The sequence below is a fragment of the Streptomyces europaeiscabiei genome (assembly GCF_036346855.1).
Lineage (GTDB): Bacteria > Actinomycetota > Actinomycetes > Streptomycetales > Streptomycetaceae > Streptomyces > Streptomyces europaeiscabiei.
In genome coordinates this window covers 3,490,200-3,508,197 of record NZ_CP107841.1, presented here as the reverse complement: position 1 = coordinate 3,508,197, position 17,998 = coordinate 3,490,200, and the positions used below count along the sequence as shown (strand labels likewise).

General features: G+C 72.4%; 14 protein-coding genes. 5 read left to right on the top strand and 9 right to left on the bottom strand.

The features are described 5' to 3' along the window. Positions 1-55: 55 nt before the first annotated feature. From OG858_RS15160 to OG858_RS15140, 5 genes are all read right to left on the bottom strand, one after another. On the bottom strand, positions 56-1,996 hold the full coding sequence (locus OG858_RS15160; RefSeq protein ID WP_319064792.1) for a protein-arginine deiminase domain-containing protein: 1,941 nt from the start codon (positions 1,994-1,996) through the stop codon (positions 56-58). Positions 1,997-2,230: 234 nt separating this feature from the next. Then, positions 2,231-3,463, bottom strand: coding sequence for an MFS transporter (locus OG858_RS15155; RefSeq protein ID WP_107482304.1), 1,233 nt, complete (start codon positions 3,461-3,463; stop codon positions 2,231-2,233). A gap of 55 nt (positions 3,464-3,518) precedes the next feature. Further along, a complete protein-coding gene (locus OG858_RS15150; protein ID WP_319064791.1) occupies positions 3,519-4,844 on the bottom strand; it encodes a GH1 family beta-glucosidase in 1,326 nt (441 codons plus the stop codon). A gap of 88 nt (positions 4,845-4,932) precedes the next feature. After that, positions 4,933-5,199, bottom strand: a complete 267-nt coding sequence (locus OG858_RS15145; RefSeq protein WP_086747974.1) for a protealysin inhibitor emfourin — start codon at positions 5,197-5,199, stop codon at positions 4,933-4,935. Positions 5,200-5,258: 59 nt separating this feature from the next. Beyond that, complete coding sequence (locus tag OG858_RS15140) at positions 5,259-6,329, bottom strand: M4 family metallopeptidase (RefSeq protein WP_319064790.1); 1,071 nt, start codon at positions 6,327-6,329, stop codon at positions 5,259-5,261. 430 nt (positions 6,330-6,759) lie between these two features. Here OG858_RS15140 and leuA point away from each other — a divergent pair, with 430 nt between their 5' ends. After that, complete coding sequence (gene leuA, locus OG858_RS15135; RefSeq protein WP_086747976.1) at positions 6,760-8,481, top strand: 2-isopropylmalate synthase; 1,722 nt, start codon at positions 6,760-6,762, stop codon at positions 8,479-8,481. A gap of 219 nt (positions 8,482-8,700) precedes the next feature. Beyond that, positions 8,701-9,432, top strand: a complete 732-nt coding sequence (locus tag OG858_RS15130) for a TerB family tellurite resistance protein (protein ID WP_406196354.1) — start codon at positions 8,701-8,703, stop codon at positions 9,430-9,432. Positions 9,433-9,584: 152 nt separating this feature from the next. On the opposite strand, the gene OG858_RS15125 is transcribed toward OG858_RS15130, so the two are convergent. Beyond that, positions 9,585-10,520, bottom strand: a complete 936-nt coding sequence (locus tag OG858_RS15125; protein WP_086746927.1) for a dihydrodipicolinate synthase family protein — start codon at positions 10,518-10,520, stop codon at positions 9,585-9,587. A 224-nt stretch (positions 10,521-10,744) separates the two neighbouring features. Between OG858_RS15125 and OG858_RS15120 the strand changes: the two genes are divergently transcribed. Next, positions 10,745-11,185 carry a protein-tyrosine phosphatase family protein gene (locus tag OG858_RS15120; protein WP_086746926.1) on the top strand — a complete coding sequence of 147 codons (441 nt, stop codon included), beginning with the start codon at positions 10,745-10,747 and terminating at the stop codon, positions 11,183-11,185. Between the two features lie 20 nt (positions 11,186-11,205). Here the strand turns inward: OG858_RS15120 and OG858_RS15115 are convergent, their stop codons facing one another. Next, the gene (locus OG858_RS15115; protein ID WP_086746925.1) at positions 11,206-11,778 is read right to left on the bottom strand and encodes a class I SAM-dependent methyltransferase; all 573 of its coding nucleotides are present in this window, start codon (positions 11,776-11,778) and stop codon (positions 11,206-11,208) included. 56 nt (positions 11,779-11,834) lie between these two features. On the opposite strand from OG858_RS15115, the gene OG858_RS15110 reads away from it, so the two are divergent. Then, a complete protein-coding gene (locus tag OG858_RS15110) occupies positions 11,835-12,683 on the top strand; it encodes an AraC family transcriptional regulator (protein ID WP_406196351.1) in 849 nt (282 codons plus the stop codon). Positions 12,684-12,907: 224 nt separating this feature from the next. Here OG858_RS15110 and OG858_RS15105 read toward each other — a convergent pair whose 3' ends face one another. Beyond that, positions 12,908-13,564, bottom strand: a complete 657-nt coding sequence (locus OG858_RS15105; RefSeq protein ID WP_319064789.1) for a M15 family metallopeptidase — start codon at positions 13,562-13,564, stop codon at positions 12,908-12,910. 463 nt (positions 13,565-14,027) lie between these two features. Between OG858_RS15105 and OG858_RS15100 the strand changes: the two genes are divergently transcribed. Next, positions 14,028-14,867 carry a hypothetical protein gene (locus tag OG858_RS15100; protein ID WP_086747274.1) on the top strand — a complete coding sequence of 280 codons (840 nt, stop codon included), beginning with the start codon at positions 14,028-14,030 and terminating at the stop codon, positions 14,865-14,867. Here the strand turns inward: OG858_RS15100 and OG858_RS15095 are convergent. Beyond that, positions 14,818-17,916 (bottom strand): AfsR/SARP family transcriptional regulator, encoded by a 3,099-nt coding sequence (locus OG858_RS15095; protein ID WP_327743804.1) that lies wholly within the window; start codon positions 17,914-17,916, stop codon positions 14,818-14,820. The genes OG858_RS15100 and OG858_RS15095 overlap by 50 nt on opposite strands. Between the last annotated feature and the right edge of the window lie 82 nt (positions 17,917-17,998).

The window sequence follows — 17,998 nt, the reverse complement described above, 5'->3', positions numbered from 1 at the left end:
CCCCGGTGCTCCGGGGCGGCGGCTCCTGTCGTGCGGGGTCAGGTGACGCTGGAGGCTAGCGCGTCCACCAGGCCGCCGACGTGTTCCGCAGGGTGTTGGTGCCGCAGTGGATCTCGCCCATGCCGAGGTGGTACGTCTCCCAGTCGTCGATGTACGACACCTTCATGCCGGCGCCGGTGTACGCGGCCGTCACGGCCTCGGTGAAGATGTCCTTGCCGCCGATGACCGGGCCCCACTGGCGCGGTGCGAGGTAGTGGGTGCGGCTGAGGACGATGCCGTTGACGGCGCCGGGGACGTAGGCGCTGGTCATGACGGAGGGCGCCGGGGCCGCCGGGGAGGCCGCCGCCGAGCTGTCGGGCGTCAAGGCGCCCGTGTCGGCCTCCGCGTCGTCGAGCCGGCGCTGCTGGCCGTAGTCCCGTGCCACGTCCGGGAGTTCGGTGCCGGCGCCGAGGCGGGTCAGTCGGGGGAGGCGGATCTTCTCGTCGCCGCCCGACTGCGACTCGCCCGCCATCTCCCTGCCCTGGGTGTAGAGCGCAGGGACGCGGACGATCTCGGCGTCCGTGACGCCCGTCTCGCGCTTGAGCACCGTGAGGTTGGCCTCGATGCGGCGCGTGGCGAGGTTGTTGTCGGAGACCAGGTTCTTGGAGGCGAGGGCCTCGGAGATGCTCTCCCAGGGGACGTTCGGCAGGGAGAACATGCTCGTCGAGCCGTGGCCGGCGGCCTTCGCGTCACGCAGGAGCTTCAGCCCCGCCGCGGGGTCGGCGATCGCGATCTTCCAGCCGCGCGGGGTGTCAGCGGGCAGGAACTGCACGAACTCGTCGACGTGGCCGACGTGCAGCCAGGACGTGTCGAGGAACAGCGGGTCCTGAAGGCCCTGCGACTTCAGGAACGTCCGCATCACCTTCGCCGGCTTGGAGCCGGTGTCCGGGCGCTGGCCCATGATGATGCGGCCCGCAGGGTACGAGCGGTCGCCCTGCGCGTACGGCGGGATGGTCTCCAGGTTGCCCATGGAGTTGAGCGTCCACTCCTCCGAGTCCTTGGCGCCCGTCACCTGCACGGCACCGATGTTCGGGCCGCGCATCTTCTCGAACAGCTCCCGGCCCGCCTCCCGGTCCAGCTGAGCGGAGCGCAGCATCACGCGCATGGACTGCCGCTTGCCGTCCGTGCCGGTCATGCTGACGTACGCGGGCTCGACGAAGTCCTGCGCCCAGATGTCGCCGTACTTGGTGAAGTTCACCGTCGGCCGGGTGATCCCGGCGCTCTTGGCCGCCTTGTCCAGACCCTCGCGGAAGGCGCGGTTGAGCTTGCCGTAGTTGCCGCCGGAGATCTTGGTGACCAGCATCTGCTGGGCGTTCTGCAGGTGGTGGTGGGTCAGCAGTGGGGCCACGCGCAGGGTGACGGAGTCCGCGGTGGTGCCCTTGGAGGACTTCACGGTCAGCCGGACCCGGGCCGTGCCGTCCCACTTCGCGGCGTCCCGGATCACGTCACGGGCCTCGACGCCGAACTCGACGCCGGCCTTCAGCTCGGCCCGGGTCAGGCGGGTCTTGGCGGTGACCGGCTCCCACTTGGTGCCCCGCTTGACGAACACGCGGGTCTGCGCGGCGCCCGCCGTGACCTTGACGGTGCCCTGTGCCCCGGCGGGGACGCCCGCCATCGGTACGGACCGCACACGGGCCAGGTCGGCGGCGTCGGCGGTGCCGTTCACCTTGGTGTCTGAGGCGTCGTTGCAGGCGGCCAGCTTGGCGTCCGAGAGGGGCTTGCCGTTCGGGCCGGTGGCCGGGCAACGCTTGGTGTCGTCGTCGATGTTGGGCAGCATCAGCGCGCCCCGGGCGACGGTCCAGCCGTTCTCGCCGGATGTGTCGGTGGTGCCGGTGACGTCGACCTTCCCGTCCCGGTTCGTGTCCACGCGCAGGTCGGTCGGGGGCGCCCCGGCCGCGAACGCCGAGGGCGCCGCCAGCGAGGGCGTCGCGAGCAGTGTGCCGGACACGGCCAGCACGGCTATCGCCTGTCGTGCGGGGCGGGTTCGGGATGGTCTGGTTGAACGCGTAGGCACAGTGCGTCCCTTCGGGGGCGAGCGTGGTCAGCACTGAAGACGGGTGAAAGGACGGATCCGTTGTCTGTGCACCGGCTGTGAAACGCGTGATCTTCCGCACTCCGCCGGAGTGAGCGGCCGCCCTTCGCCGGAGTGAGCGGCCGTACTCCGCCGTCTGTTGCACTCCGCCCGGGAGCCCTACTCCACCGCGCGTATCCGCCCCACGAACACCGCCCCCGCCAGCCCGATCACCGCCGCCACCAGGTACAGCGCCCGGTAGCCGCCCAGATACGTCACGATCGGCGCGGCCATGACCGGGGCCGCGACCTGGGGGAGGGAGTTGGCCACGTTCATGACGCCCAGGTCCTTGCCCCGGTCGAGGGCCTTCGGCAGGACATCGGTCATGAGGGCGAAGTCGACCGAGGTGAACACCCCGAAGCCCAGGCCGAGGAGGGCCGAGGCGGCGATCGTGCCGGGCCAGGTCGGCCAGAGGGCGATGATGCCGGTCGCGGCCGCCATCACCATCCCCGACCAGTACACGAACGGCTTGCGCCGCCCCACACGGTCCGACCACACCCCGGAGACCACCACGGTCGCCAGCAGCGTCGACGCGTTCACCACCGTGAGGATCAGCACGCCCTCCTGCGGATCGGGATACCCGACGCGGTCCCGCAGGTAGAACAGCAGGTAGAGAAGGCCGATGCTGTTGCTCAGATTGATCAGGAAACGCGTCAGCCACGCCCACGCGAAGTCCGGGTACCGCCGCGGGCTCAGCCAGAAGCCTCCCAGGAACCCCCGCCACGACCACACCGGGCGGACCGCCGCCGGCAACCGCGGATCCCGGTGCCCCAGCACGTACGGCAACACGCCCACCAGGGTGAACACCGCGCACGCCGCGTACCCCGCACCGACACCCCCGCCCAGCGTCGCCAGCCCGGTGCCGACGACCACGCCCAGGATCTGAGCCGCCCCCAACCAGCCGCCCACCGAGCCCCGTTGGAGCCGGGGCACCCGGTCCGGGACCGCCGCCGTGACCGCCGCCCAGGACGCGTTCAGGGTCAGCTGCACCAGACACCAGCCGGCCACCATGGTCCACAGCCCGCCCGCGCCCGCGAGCAGCAACAGCGACACCGCCCCGCCTGCCGACCCCGCCACGATCCAGGGCGTACGACGGCCCCAGCGGGACGTCGTACGGTCCGACAGCGCCCCGAACAGCGGCGTGGCCAGCAGCGAGACGACCGCACCGGCGCCGGTCACCCACGCCAGCATCGTCTCCTTCGACATGCCGGCACCGGGCGCGAAGTCCTCCGCCTGGGAGGCCAGCAGGATCTGCAGCGGGCCGTACCAGCCCACCCAGATCGCCCCGTTGGCCAGCGCCAGGGCGGAGGTCCAGCCCCCGCCGACCCTCCCCCGGTTTTCGACTTCGCTCAAACCGGGGGGACCCCCATGCCGGGCTCGGAGAGGGCGTCCGTCGGCCGTGTCGTCGTCATCCCCGGCTCTGGGCACGCAGCAGGTCCCGGTACCAGGCGTACGACGCCTTCGGGGTGCGCTCCAGCGTCTCGAAGTCCACGTGGACCAGGCCGAACCGGCGTGCGTACCCCTCGGCCCACTCGAAGTTGTCGAGCAGGGACCACACGAAGTAGCCGCGGATGTCGACGCCCGCCTCGGCCGCCTCGTGCAGGGCGCGCACATGGCCGTCGAGGTAGGCGATGCGTTCCTGGTCGTCGACGCCCTCGTAGGAGCAGCCGTTCTCGGTGATGACGATCGGGGGCAGACGGTCGCCGTAGCGGTCGCGGAAGGTGGTGAGGAGTTCGGTGAGGCCCCCGGGGACGACCGGCCAGCCGAAGTCGGTCGTCGGGGCGCCCTCGATCTGCTTGACCGTGAAGGGGAGTTCGGCCGGGATGGTGATGCCGCCGAACTCGATGTCCGCGCCCTCGGGGGCGCCCACGCGGGTCGGCGCGTAGTAGTTGACGCCGTACCAGTCGAGCGGCTCGGAGATGATCTTCAGGTCGGAGCCGATGTCCGTGCCCGGCATCAGCTCGCCGATGCCCTCCGGGTATTCGCCCAGCAGGACCGGCTCCGCGAACAGGCGGTTCAGCAGGAGGTCGTAGAAGCCCGCCGCCTCGACGTCCGCCTGTTCCTCCGACGCCGCCCACGTCGGCCCGTGCGAGTTGGCGATACCGATGTCCGTGACTCCGGCCGCGCGCAGGGCCCGTACGGCCAGGCCGTGGCCCAGCAGCTGGTGGTGGGCGGCCGGGAGCGCGTCGAACATCAGCTGCTTGCCCGGCGCGTGGGTGCCGAGGGCGTGGCCCAGCAGGGTGTGCTCGGCGGGCTCGTTGAGGGTGATCCACTTGGTGACGCGGTCGCCGAGCCGGGCGGCCACGACGGCGACGTACTCGGCGAACCGCTCGGCGGTGTCCCGGTTCAGCCAGCCGCCGGCCTCCTCCAGCGACGACGGCAGGTCCCAGTGGAAGAGGGTCGGCACGGGGCGTACGCCGGCGCCCGCCAGCTCGTCCACCAGGCGGTCGTAGAAGTCGAGTCCGCCCGGAGCGTTCACCCGGGGCCAGGAGATCGAGAAGCGGTACGCCCCCACGCCCAGGTCGCGCAGGAGGGCCACGTCCTCGGGGTAGCGGTGGTAGTGGTCGCAGGCCACCGCCGCCGTCGAGCCGTCCTTGATGTGCCCCGTCCCGGCGGTGAAGGCGTCCCACACGGACGGCTCGCGCTCGCCGGCGGCCCCCTCGATCTGATGCGCGGAGGTCGAGACGCCCCACAGGAAGTCTGCCGGGAACTGGGGTATCGGGTTCGTCGCCATGGGCGGATCATCCGTACCACTGGTAACGGAAGTCAACGCCCGAGGGTGAAGTGCCCGTTACGCGCCCCCGGCGCGGCTGAGGGGCCCCTCACGCCCCCTCCTTGAGCACCCTTCTGATCAGTTCCCGCTGGTCCTCCGTCAGCCGGGGGTCCGCGCAGTACACGGTGGTGTGGTCCACCGTGATCTCGTACGCGAAACCGTCCGGCACCCCCAGCGGCGGCGAGCCCCGGCCGGCGGCGAGCGCGCGCTCGGCCAGGGTCTGCCACTCCTGGGCATCGGGCCGCCCGGCGGTGTCCACCACCGCGTGCCGCTCGATGCCCGCGAAACCGCCCGTGCGCCGCACTTCGATACGCATGGGTCATGTCTAGTACGGATCGGGCCCGAACCACAGCACCGCGATGCCCGGTCCCGGTACTACAGCGTCCGCACGCCCACCTGTTCCCAGGCCTTCAGCACGGCCGTCAGTTCGTCGCCCTGGCCGTAGCGGTCCTTCGCGGCCTTCACCGTGAGCGTGGCGAAGTCGACGAAGAGGGCCTGCTTGCTCAGTTCGCCGCCGGTGAGGACGTCGTACCAGATCCGTCCGGCCCGCTCCCAGGCGTAGCCGCCGAGGGCGGTGGCCGCGAGGTAGAACGCGTGGTTGGGGATGCCGGAGTTGATGTGGACGCCGCCGTTGTCGCGGCCGGTGCGGACGTAGTCGTCCATGGTCGCCGGCTGCGGGTCCTTGCCGAGGACGTCGTCGTCGTACGCCGTGCCCGGGGCCTTCATCGAGCGCAGGGCGGTGCCCGTGACGCGCGGGGCGAGCAGGCCCGCGCCGATCAGCCAGTCGGCCTCGGCGGCGGTCTGGCCGAGCGTGTACTGCTTGATGAGGGCGCCGAAGACGTCCGACATGGACTCGTTGAGAGCGCCCGGCTGGCCGAAGTACGTCAGGTTCGCCGTGTACTGGGTGACACCGTGGCTCAGCTCGTGGCCGATGACGTCGATCGGGATGGTGAAGTCGAGGAAGATCTCGCCGTCACCGTCGCCGAACACCATCTGCTCGCCGTTCCAGAAGGCGTTGTTGTAGTCGCGCTCGTAGTGCACGGTCGCGTCCAGGGGCAGCCCGTTGCCGTCGATCGAGTCGCGCTCGAAGGACTTCCAGAACAGCTCGTACGTGGCACCCAGGCCCGCGTACGCGCGGTTGACCGTGGCGTCCTTGCCGGGCTCCTCGCCCTCGCCGCGCACCTTCCTGCCGGGCAGGTCCGTGCCGTGGCGGGCGTCGTGGATCGTGCGGTGCGGTGTGCCCGCCTCGGCCCCGGCGGGCGCGGCGATGGCCGGGGCTCCGATGACCGTGGTCAGGCGGCGGTGGGTGCGCTCGAAGGCGTCGCGCTCCAGGGTCTTGCGCGCGGCGTTGGCGAGCGCCGGGTCCTCGGCCCGGGAGAGCTTGTCGAGGACATGGGGTGGTACGACGGTGCAGAAGACGGGCTCGTGGCCCCCGTTGGTCGTCATGGTTCGCACGATTGCACTCCGTTAAAGGCGTGTCACTAGGGGCAACCATGATTGGTGAAATGTCGCCGTATGGGTTGCGTTTCGTTGCCTTCGTGTTACTGAGGGTTGAGTCCGGGCTCCCCGTGGGCGGGGCTTCCCGCGCCCATGCGGTGGAGCCGCGGATCCGCGCGACCCCGCGCCCCTTGCGGACGCTCATCGCCCCCGCTGTGGCCTTGCGCACCTTTTGCCCCCTTTGGCGCCCCGGTCCCGCATACTGATACAGCCCCCCGCACTGAGCAGGACTCGGCTAGGCTGCGCAGCATCATGCGTTTCGGGCTGCTTCTCCTTAGCTGCCGCGGCGAGGGCCTGTAGTCGAGGCCGACCCCCTCCCCGCGGTGCTTTGGCGTTGCGTCGGCCGTCCTTGTCGGACCATCGAGGAGCCCACGCAATCATGGCGAACCGCCAGCAGCCCACGTCCATGCCGATCCACAAGTACGGGCAGTACGAGCAGGTCGACATCCCCGACCGCACGTGGCCGAACAACCGGATCACCGCCGCCCCCCGCTGGCTCTCCACGGACCTGCGCGACGGCAACCAGTCCCTGATCGACCCGATGTCGCCCGAGCGCAAGCGCCGGATGTTCGACCAGCTGGTCAAGATGGGCTACAAGGAGATCGAGGTCGGCTTCCCGGCGTCGGGCCAGACGGACTTCGACTTCGTACGGTCGATCATCGAGGAGCCGGGGGCCATCCCCGACGACGTCACCATCTCCGTACTGACCCAGGCTCGTGAGGACCTGATCGAGCGGACCGTCGAATCCCTGAAGGGCGCCAAGCGCGCGACCGTCCACCTGTACAACGCCACCGCCCCCGTCTTCCGCCGGGTCGTCTTCCGTGGCTCCAAGGACGACATCAAGCAGATCGCCGTGGACGGTACGCGGCTGGTGATGGAGTACGCGGAGAAACTGCTGGGCCCGGAGACCGAGTTCGGCTACCAGTACAGCCCCGAGATCTTCACCGACACCGAGCTGGACTTCGCGCTGGAGGTCTGCGAGGCGGTGATGGACGTCTACCAGCCCGGTCCGGGCCGCGAGATCATCCTCAACCTGCCCGCCACGGTGGAGCGTTCGACCCCGTCGACACACGCGGACCGCTTCGAGTGGATGAGCCGCAACCTCTCCCGCCGCGAGCACGTCGTCATCTCCGTCCACCCCCACAACGACCGCGGTACGGCCGTCGCGGCGGCCGAGCTGGCGCTGATGGCAGGCGCCGACCGCGTCGAGGGCTGTCTGTTCGGGCAGGGCGAGCGCACCGGCAACGTCGACCTGGTCACCCTGGGCATGAACCTGTTCTCGCAGGGTGTCGACCCGCAGATCGACTTCTCCGACATCGACGAGATCCGTCGCACGTGGGAGTACTGCAACCAGATGCAGGTCCACCCGCGCCACCCGTACGTGGGCGACCTGGTCTACACGTCCTTCTCCGGCTCCCACCAGGACGCCATCAAGAAGGGCTTCGACGCCATGGAGGCGTCCGCGAAGGAGCAGGGCAGGACCGTCGACGACATCGAGTGGGCGGTCCCGTACCTGCCGATCGACCCCAAGGACGTCGGCCGCTCCTACGAGGCCGTCATCCGGGTCAACTCGCAGTCCGGCAAGGGCGGTATCGCCTACGTCCTGAAGAACGACCACAAGCTGGACCTGCCGCGCCGGATGCAGATCGAGTTCTCGAAGCTCATCCAGGCCAAGACCGACGCCGAGGGCGGCGAGGTCACCGGCGGCGACATCTGGGCGGTCTTCCAGGACGAGTACCTGCCGAACCCCGAGAACCCGTGGGGCCGGGTCCAGGTCCGCAACAACCAGTCGACCACCGACAAGGACGGCGTGGACACGCTGACCGTGGAGGCCGAGGTCGACGGCGCGGAGACCACCCTGGTCGGCACCGGCAACGGCCCGATCTCGGCGTTCTTCCACGCGCTGCAGGGCATCGGCATCGACGCGCGGCTGCTCGACTACCAGGAGCACACGATGAGCGAGGGCGCCTCCTCGCAGGCCGCCTCGTACATCGAGGTCGCCATCGAGGACAAGGTTCTGTGGGGCATCGGTATCGACGCGAACACGACGCGTGCGTCACTGAAGGCGGTCGTCTCCGCCGTCAACCGAGCGGCTCGCTGACCAGCCTGACCGGCGGTTTGAAGGCCCCGTTCGCCGAATTTTGGCGGGCGGGGCCCGTCGTTTACCGGCCAAACCCTGTGCGGGTCGCGGGTAGGCCTCGTCCGGAGTACTGACTGCGCCTCACCAATGTGGCTAACATCACGCAAGCGCGGCGATGTTGCCGAGGGGTCACCTCCCGCGCCCAAGGGGCCGTGTGTGGGGGAGTGACGGAGGTGCGACGTGCTGCCAGGACGGGACCCGATCGGCGGTGCCGCCGCGCTCGCCCGCGTCGGGTACACCAGCCGTGCCACCGGCCTGTCGCGTGTCATGGGCACCCGGATCGCGTGGACGGGCGTCGGTGACGGCGAGTTCTTCTGTCCGGGCTGCGGAGGCGACCGCAACTACCAACGCCTCACCGGCCGCCGCCGCTTCACCTTCCTCGGTGTCCCCGTCCTGCCGCGCGGCGAGACGGGCCCCGTGGTGGAATGCGCGGCCTGCCGCCACCACTACGCCACGGACGTCCTCGACCACCCCACCACCACCCGCTTCTCCGCGATGCTCCGCGACGCCGTCCACACGGTGGCCCTGGCCGTCCTCGCGGCCGGCGGCGCCTGCTCCCGCACAGCGCTGACCGTCGCCGCCGGCGCCGTCCGCTCCGCCGGGTTCGACGACTGCACCGAGGACCAGCTCGGCGCCCTGGTCGAGGCCCTGGCCGCCGACACGGGCCGCGTATACGGCGAACCCTGCGGCCCCGGCCTCGCCATAGAGCTCCACGAGGCCCTGGACCCGCTCGCACCCCACCTCGCCCCGACCGGCCGCGAGGCGATCCTCCTCCAGGGCGCGCGGATCGCCCTGGCGGACGGCCCGTACACCCCGGCGGAGCGGGACGCGCTGGCCACGGTCGGCGCGGCCCTGACGATCTGCTCGGACGACGTGACCCGGCTCCTGGAGACGGCGCGCACGCCGTCGTAGCGGTCCTCCGGTAGTCGGCGGCGGCGGTTTCACAAGCCTTGTGCGGGTCCTCGCGCCGGGAGTCCGGTGAACGCCCGGACACACGAGTCGAGCGGTTTCTGCGCGCCTCGGGGAGCACGCCGTGTCCCGAGGACCATGAGTGCGGGGCCCGCCTACAGCAGCCCCGCCGCCGCCAGGTACTTGCCGACCTGCTCGGTCTCCGCCCGCGACAGCGGTACCTGTGGTTCCGCCGTGGCCGGGCAGGCGATGACGCCGCGCAGGTGGAGGGCCGTCTTGAAGGCGCCGAGGGCGGCGGAGCCGGCGCCCATGCGGGTGGGGGCGCCGACGCCGGTCATGCCGAAGAGGGCGCACAGGCGCTCCTGTTCGGCGCGAGCCCGGTCCCGGTCCCCGGCGCGGCAGAGGCGGTCGAGGCGGACGTACCCGGCGGGGTCGACGTTCGCCAGCCCCGGCACCGCACCGTGCGCGCCCAGGGCGAGGGCGGCGTCGACGACGAGTTCGGAGCCGGTGAGGGCGCTGAAGCCGGTGATGGCGGCGTCGGTGCGGGCGCCCGTGACGACCGTACGGAAGGCGGCCAGGTCGCCGCTGGAGTCCTTCAGGCCGGCGATGACCCCGTCCGCCGCCAGCTCCAGGACCACGTCGGCGGGCAGCTTGGAGTGGACGGCGACCGGGATGTCGTAGGCGAAGACCGGGACGGGGGAGCCGGCGGCGAGCAGCCGGTAGTGGCGGGAGATCTCCGCAGGATGGGTGCGCGTGTAGAAGGGGGCGGTCGCCACGACGGCCTCGGCTCCGGCGGCGGTCACGGCGCGGACGTGGTCCAGTACGCGGGGCGTCGTCATGTCGATCACCCCGGCGAGGACGGGGAGTCGGCCGCCGACATGACCGACCACCGTCTCCACGACCAGCCGCCGCTGCGGGTCCGTCAGATACGCCGCCTCCGACGACGAACCGAGCACGAACAGCGCGTCCACACCGCCCGCCACGAGATGGTCGACCAGCCGCGTGAGCGAGGGGACGTCGACCTCGCGGTCCGGTGTCAGGGGTGTGCAGACGGGCGGGATGACACCGGTCAGCGGGGCGGGGACGGTCATCGTGGCTCCCTCGGTGCTAGGCATCGCGTATCGCGTACTGCTCGCTCGCCGGGAGCCGGCCCGGACACCGCCTGGGCGGGACCGGGTCATGCGTCGACTCCGCCTCCCGTACGTACAGGATGGTGGCATCGGCAGCGGTGTCGTGGGGCCGACGCGGCCTCGAAGTCGGGCATGATCTCCGCGCTGACGTCGTCCGAGAAGGGACGGGGGGTTAGGTTGGGCCCATGGCGGAAGCGATCGATCCCTGGGACACGGACGACTCCGGTGTACTGCGGCTGCCTTCCGGGCGGCTGGTGCGCGGCCGGGGGCTCCGCCACCCGCTCCCGGACGGCGCTGTCCCCACCTACGCCGTCTACCTCCTCGGCAAGGAGCCGCCCGAAGTCCCCTGGGCGTCCCGCTGGCTGCGGTGGCCCGACTTCCGGCTGCCCGGTGACCGGGCGGAGGCGGCGGAGGTGCTGCGGGACGCCTGGGACCGGGCGACCGGCGACCGGGTCGAACTCGCGTGCGGCGGCGGCCGGGGCCGCACCGGTACCGCGCTGGCCTGTCTTGCGGTGCTGGACGGCGTACCGCCAAAGGAGGCCGTGGCGTACGTACGCCGGCACTACGACCGGCACGCGGTGGAGACCCCTTGGCAGCGGCGGTACGTACGGCGGTTCGGGGCCTGACCGGCCGAGAGGCGGCGGGGCTACGGCCGGCGGGCGCGGAAGCGGAGGCTGCCGCCCTGCTCGTGCACGGTCACGGCGACGTCCGTGAAGCCCGCGTCGGTGAGGCGCGCGGGCAGGGTCGCGGGGTCGACGACGTTCATGGTGTCGCGGAAGTGGACCAGCCGGAAGCGGAGGCTCGACTGGCTGTCGCTGCCGGCGAAGGTGCCGCCGGGGCGCAGGACCCGGAACGCCTCCGCGAAGATCCGGTCCTGCAGCTCGGCGCTCGGCACGTGGTGCAGCATCGTGAAGCAGACGACCGAGTCGTACGACGCGTCCGGCAGCGGCATGTCCGCCCCGTCCGCGTGCACGATCCGGGCCCGCTCGCCCCAGGCGACGTCCAGCAGCCGGGCGGTCTCCGCGTCGACCTCGACGGCGGTCAGGTGCGGCACCTGTTCGACGAGGACACGCAGGTTGGCGCCGTAACCCGGCCCGATCTCCAGGACGTCCGTGCCCAGTTCGACCCCGTGGAGCGCCCAGGGCAGCAGTCGTTCCCGGGTCTTGAGTGCCCACTTCTCGGAACTGCAGATCCTCTGGTGCATCTGATTCATCGGCATACCGCCGACGCTAGGCCCGGCCCTCCTGTGTCCACCACGGGCTAGGCTGCCGTCCCATGTCGCCAGACGGACAGCGGGGTGCGCGGGCCGATGAGCGGGAGGCGGCCGGTGTCCGGTGGGACGCCGGTCCGGACGTCGAGCGGAATCCACCCGCCATGCTGCACGGTCCGCACCCCACCGCGATCTTCATCGGTCACTTCGCCATGCCACGCGGCACCGCCTTCTCCCGGCACTGGCACGCGGTCCACCAACTCGCCTGGTCGGCGAAGGGCTTGTTGCGGGTCACCACCCGACGGGGCTCCTGGCTCCTGCCGCCCACCCTCGCCCTGTGGATCCCCGCAGGCGTCCCCCACACCACCGAGTCGGCCGGCGACACGGTGATGCGCAGCCCGTACGTGGACCCCGCGAGCTGCCCCGGCATCGACTGGCGGGAGCCGACCGTGGTCGCGGTGGGCCCGCTGCTCCAGGCGCTCGTCGACCACCTTCTCCGCACGGACCTGCCCGCCGGGGCCCGCGCCCGTGCGGAGGCCGTCCTCCTCGACGTCCTGCACCCCGTCCCCGTCACCAGCGTCACCGCCCCCGAACCCCGAGACCCCAGGGCCCGCGAGGTGGCCCGCGCCCTCACCGCGCACCCTTCCGACCCCCGCCCCCTCGCTTCCTGGGGCACCCAGGTCGGCGCCAGTGCCCGCACACTGGCCCGCCTCTTCGTCGTCGAGACGGGCCTCACCTTCGGCCAGTGGCGCGAACAGGCCCGGATGCGGGCCGCGATGCCGCTCCTCGCGGAGGGCCTGCCCATCGAGTCCGCGGCCCACCGCGTCGGCTACGCCTCGGCCAGCTCCTTCGTCGCGGCGTTCCACCGGATCGTGGGCGTGACACCCCGCCAGTACTTCCCCTTGCACCGCTGAGCGGGTGACCATCCCCGTCCCGCACATGACTCAGCCCCCGCCACCCCTGCCCGCCCCATCCGCAGGGTGCTGCCCCTGACCCCCGCTACGGGTTCGCCGCCGGGGCGACGACGGGGGACGGGGTGCAGCCCTCGGGGATGGGACGGGTAGGGACGGCGAGGGCGGGGAACCACGGACGCCTGGCGGGCCGCCGGGGCTGGTGCCGCCGGGCTGGTGCCGCGGCGCTAGGGACCGATCCGCGCGGGCCCGTACAGCGCGTTCGGCGCGCCCGTCATCAGCGCCCAGTACCTGTCCCCGTACGACCAGTGCCACCACTCGGTGGGGTAGTTGACCAGCCCGGCCGTGGTGAGGGCCGCGCTCAGGGTGCGGCGGTTGCGGCGGGCGGTGTCGGAGATGTTCGGCGCGTCGGTGTAGCAGGCGTCGTCGCTCTCCTCGGGGCTGGCGTCGAGACGGGTACCCATGTCGAGCTCCTCCCCGGCGGCGGTGCACAGGGTCAGGTCGACCGCGGCGCCCGCGACATGCGGCCCGATCTCCGGCGGGGAGAGGGAACGGCTGGCCTGGACGCGGAGGTGCTCCTCGGTCCAGTCGGGGTTGGCCAGGCGCAGCTCGGCGGCGTACGCCTCGAAGTACTCGATCTGCAGGGCGAGCGGCCGGTACCCCTCGGTGACCAGCAGCCGCAACCCGTCGGGTAGCAGCCGGGCGGCGCGGGCGAGGCGCCAGGCGACGCCCTCGCGCAGGTGCGCGTACGCCCCCTCGGAGTCGGCCTGACGGGAGTCGACCACCACGAAGGGCAGCTCCCTCAGGTCGACGAGGGGCTCACCGCACTCCTGGACCGGTACACCGGCGACCAGAGGGTCGCTCATCAGGATGATCGAAGGCATGCGTCGTCTTCCACCGGGCCGGAGGTGTGAGGCGTCGGGGTGCGTGGCAGCACCCCGGGGAGGGACCTGATCCCCTGATGTCCCTCCCCGGGGGCTTCCCCCCTTGAGTGGTGGTCTGCGGCCTGGACCCGGGTGTTCCCCCAGCCCGTCCTGCTGTTCCGAACCCACTGTTGTCACGTTCCCACCGGTCCGTCCCCTGTGCGCTCCGGTGAGCGGACCGGCCGGGCGGTGGTCGCCCGGCCGATCCGTTGCTCCCCCGAGAACACCGAGAATGGCGCACTCCGCTGGAAGTTCTCTGCAAGTCCGCCGCAAGCGGGTTTCGGCCTGGCCGACCGGCAACCGACGGGGCCCACCGCCGGCAGGGAACGCGGTCCCATTACGTAACCGGGTACGCAATTCCACGGATCCCGGGCCGCGTTCCCCGCACGGATGCTGATCTTCCACAGGTGAACAGGAGGATCCGGTGGCCCGTCGCACCAACACGTCGTGCCTGGGCATGGCCGTCAAGGTCTATCTGCTGCTGGTGGTGTGGAACACGGTCGGCTACGCACTGGCGCTGCCGATCGCCGTGCCGGACCTGATGGCCGCCCAGGACCCCCCGCTGCCACCGCCCACGGCCGAGCAGTACGCGGTCCTGTACGGCGTCCCCGTCGCGGTCGCGCTGGGCCTGGCCGCGTTCACCAGACGTTCCCGGCCCAGCCCGTGGTGGTCCTACCTCTGCCACGCGGCGGTCGTGCTCGCCGCGAGCCGCGCGGCCGTGCTCTGGGCGGAGACCCGGTTCGACTCGGCGACGATTGCGCTGAGCGGTGCGTCCGGGCTCGCCGCGTTCCTCTACCACCGGGCGGTGCGCTGGTGGGACGGCGGCGGGTTCAACGGCGGCCGGCGCCGCCCCGCCCCCGGCGAGATCTGGCACGCCGTGGTGCCCTTCCGGGAGTCGGCCGACGAACTGCCCCACTACTGCGTGGTCATGCGGCCCCGGCTCCGCCATGTCGAGGTCCTCCAGATCACCAGCCAGGACAAGGACCACCGCGCCGATCACGTCCGCATCCCCAACGACGGCTGGGACCTCTCCTCCGGCAAGGCCCACTGGGTCGAGATCGGCCTGTCCCCACGGCTCGTCCCCTACGGGAAGTTCACCAACGTCTCGCCCAAGGGCCGCTGCCCGAAGCCGACCTGGCGGCAGCTCCGGGCCCGCCGCCCGGCCACCGGCGTGGCGTCGGCCCTCCGGTCCCGGATCACCTGGATCACCCGGGTCACACCCACGGCCATGGCTCGTGCCGTTCGCGGGCCTCGCAGGCGTTGAACACCTCCATGGCCTCGGCCCGCAGCGCGTCGGCGCCGGCCTGATCGCCGAGCGCGGCCCGTACGACGGACAGGTTGCGCAGGGCGCGGGCCCGGGGCAGGGGCAGGGCGAGGACGCCCCAGAGGGCGGCTGAGGCGGTCAGCAGCCCCTCCGCGTCCGCCAGCCGGCCGTCCGCCAGTGCGCACTCGCCGAGCGTGCGCAGTGTCAGGGCCTCGCCGAAGCGGTCCTCGTGGACCCGGCAGACCTCCAGGATCTCGTGCAGCTCCGCCTCCGCCTCCCGGGTGTGCCCCAGCCGCAGCCGGGCCTTGGCCCGCGCCCGCAGGGCGTACGCCGCCATGTGCGGGTCGCCGAGGGCGCGCAGGATCTCCAGCGCCTGCTCGGCCACGCGCGCGGCCTCCTCGTACGCGTCGAGCGAGCGGTGCACCAGACTGAGCGTGCGCAGTGCCAGGGCCTCACCGCGCCGGCTGCCGAGCCGCCGGTACGCCCGCAGCGACTCGTCGAGCAGCGGGAACGCGCCCTTCTGGTCACCGAGTTCGAGGCGTACGGAACCGCCGTACCGGCAGGCGACCCCGACCCCGGTGTCGTCGCCGACCCGCCGGAAGCCGTCGGCCGCGTCGGTCAGGGCCCGTTCCGCGTCACGCAGTTCGCCGACCTCGCGGCAGGCGCTGCCGAGGCCGGCGAGGGCGGCGGAACGGCCGCGTACGTCACCGAGTTCCGTGCAGATGCGCTCCGCCGTGCGGAAGTACTCCTGGGACTCGGCGATGCGGTCCTGCTCGTAGCGGAGTTGTCCCAGGCCGATGATCAGCAGGGCCTCGCCCGAGCGGTCCTCGGCGCGGCGGGCTGCCGCGAGGGCGGCGTCGTGGCTGCGCCACCAGGCGTCGAAGCGGTTCTTGATGGCGAACGAGGAGGAGCAGAGGGCTGCTGCGGCTTCGCAGGCGAGGGTGTGCAGGCCCATCGCTGCCGCGCGCTCGACCGCGTTGGTGAGGGTGTCGGCCTCCGCGTCGAACCAGGCGAAGGGGTCTTCCAGGGCTCGGCGGGCGGTCTGTTCGCCCACCGGGGAGGTGTGCTCGGCCGCTTCGCGGCTGCCGGTCGTTCGTGGCTGCTCGGGCAGTTCCCCGCGTCCCTTCAGGGGCGCTCGCCTGAAACCCTGCCTCAAGATCACAGCACCCGAGGGCGCCGCCTCCGTCACCCGGTCCATCAGCCACAGACCGGCGGTCAACGCCCGCCCCACCGCCGCCGTGCGGTCGCCGACGGGGTCCTCGGCCTCCGCACGCTCGGCGGCGTAGACGCGGACGAGGTCGTGCAGGCGGTAGCGGGGCTGACCGACCTGGTCGGTGCCCGGGCAGTTGATCAGTTGGGCGTCCAGGAGGCGTTCCAGGTTCTCCTCCGCCTCGTCCTCCGGCATGCCGGAGAGCGCGGCCACCGTCCACACGGCGACGTCCGCCGAGCCCAGGGCGGCGATCCGGCGCAGCACCCGGCGGGCGCACTCGTCCAGCGCCTGGTAGCTGAGGCCGAGGCCGGCCCGTACCTCCAGGTCGCCCACGGACAGCTCGTCGAGGCGGCGGTGTTCGTCGGCGAGGCGCTCGGCGAGCACGCTGGGCGTCCAGTGCCGCCGGGTCGCCAGGCGGGCTCCCGCGATCCGCAGGGCCAGCGGCAGCCCGCCGCACAGCTCCACGATGCGTCGCGCCGCGGCCTGTTCGCGTGGGTCGTCCGGGGTGCGTTCCGGGCCGGTGACCCTGGTGAGCAGTTCGAGGCCGCGCACGTCGTCCAGGACGTCCAGGTCGGTGCGCCGGGCCCCGACGAGCCCGCCGAGCCGGGCCCGTGAGGTCACCAGGACCCCGCAGGTGGCGCTGCCCGGCAGCAGCGGCCGCACCTGGGCCTCGCCGTTCGCGTCGTCCAGGACCAGCAGGATCCGCCGCCCGGCGACGAGGCTGCGGAACAGGTCGCCGCGCTCGGCCGTGTCCTCGGGCGGGTCGGCGCCCAGTGCCCGCAGCAGCCGGCCCAGCACCTCGGCGGGCGGCACGGGCTCGCTGAAGCCGTGCAGTTCGGCGTAGAGCTGCCCGTCGGGATACTCGCCGGCCACCCGGTGCGCGGCCTGCACGGCGAGCGCGGACTTGCCCACCCCGGCGGCCCCCGACACCACGACGACGGGCATCGCCTCCCGTGCGCCGGTCAGCCCCGCGACGACCCGCGCCAGTTCCTCCTCCCGCCCGGTGAAGTCCCCGATGGCGGGCGGCAGCAGCGACACGGGCCGGGGTGCGGCGGCGGGCTGCGGAGCGGCGGTGGTGGTCGTGGAGGCGAGCAGGCTCGGGTCGGCCCGCAGGATGGCCTCGTACAGCCGGTTCAGCTCCGGGCCCGGGTCGAGCCCCAGCTCCTCGGCGAGCACGGCCCGGCCCTGCGCGTAGACGGCCAGCGCGTCGGCCTGCCGGCCCAGCCGGTACAGGCCCAGCATCAGCTGCCCGCGCGGCCGCTCCCGGGTCGGACGGGCCCCGACCAGCGCGGTCAGCTCGGTGACCAGCTCCGCCTCGTGCCCACCGGCCTCCAGCTCGGCGGCGATGCGTTCCTCCAGGGTCGCCTGCCGGGCCTCCTCCAGCCGGCCGGCCTCGCCCCGCAGCGCGTCGCCGACGCCGCCGAGTGCCGGTCCGTGCCACAGCTGCAGGGCCTGCCGCAGCAGCAGGGCGGCCTCGGTGTGGTGCCCGTCGGCGGCGGCCCGCCGCCCGTCCGCCGTGCGCGCCTCGAACTCCGCCACATCGACCCGCCCGACCCCGGGCCGCATCACATACCCCGGCGGCCGGGTCTCGATCGCCTCCGCCACCTCGGCGGGCAGGGCCCGCCGCAGCGCCGACACGTACGTCTGCACCAGCGCCCGCGCGGTATCGGGGGGTTCGTCCCCCCAGATCACGTCCACCAGCGCGTCCGCGGGCACCACCTGCCCGGCCCGCAGCAGCAGCACGGCCAGCAGTGCACGCGGTTTCGGCCCGCCCAGCCGCAGGGGTCTGTCACCGTGCCACGCCTCGACCGGGCCGAGCAGTCGGAATTCCAGCTCCACGGGTCCCCATCTTCCGTGCTGTCGGACCGCCGGGACAGCGGTTGCTCACGCAACGTTCGACGCTCATGTACGCCGAGTGGTT

Coding starts and splice junctions, on each gene's coding strand:
- OG858_RS15150 (WP_319064791.1), bottom strand. CDS start 4,844: ATGGCGACGAACCCGATACCCCAGTTCCCGGCAGACTTCCTGTGGGGC.
- OG858_RS15145 (WP_086747974.1), bottom strand. CDS start 5,199: ATGCGTATCGAAGTGCGGCGCACGGGCGGTTTCGCGGGCATCGAGCGG.
- OG858_RS15140 (WP_319064790.1), bottom strand. CDS start 6,329: ATGACGACCAACGGGGGCCACGAGCCCGTCTTCTGCACCGTCGTACCA.
- leuA (WP_086747976.1), top strand. CDS start 6,760: ATGGCGAACCGCCAGCAGCCCACGTCCATGCCGATCCACAAGTACGGG.
- OG858_RS15125 (WP_086746927.1), bottom strand. CDS start 10,520: ATGACCGTCCCCGCCCCGCTGACCGGTGTCATCCCGCCCGTCTGCACA.
- OG858_RS15120 (WP_086746926.1), top strand. CDS start 10,745: ATGGCGGAAGCGATCGATCCCTGGGACACGGACGACTCCGGTGTACTG.
- OG858_RS15115 (WP_086746925.1), bottom strand. CDS start 11,778: ATGCCGATGAATCAGATGCACCAGAGGATCTGCAGTTCCGAGAAGTGG.
- OG858_RS15110 (WP_406196351.1), top strand. CDS start 11,835: ATGTCGCCAGACGGACAGCGGGGTGCGCGGGCCGATGAGCGGGAGGCG.
- OG858_RS15105 (WP_319064789.1), bottom strand. CDS start 13,564: ATGCCTTCGATCATCCTGATGAGCGACCCTCTGGTCGCCGGTGTACCG.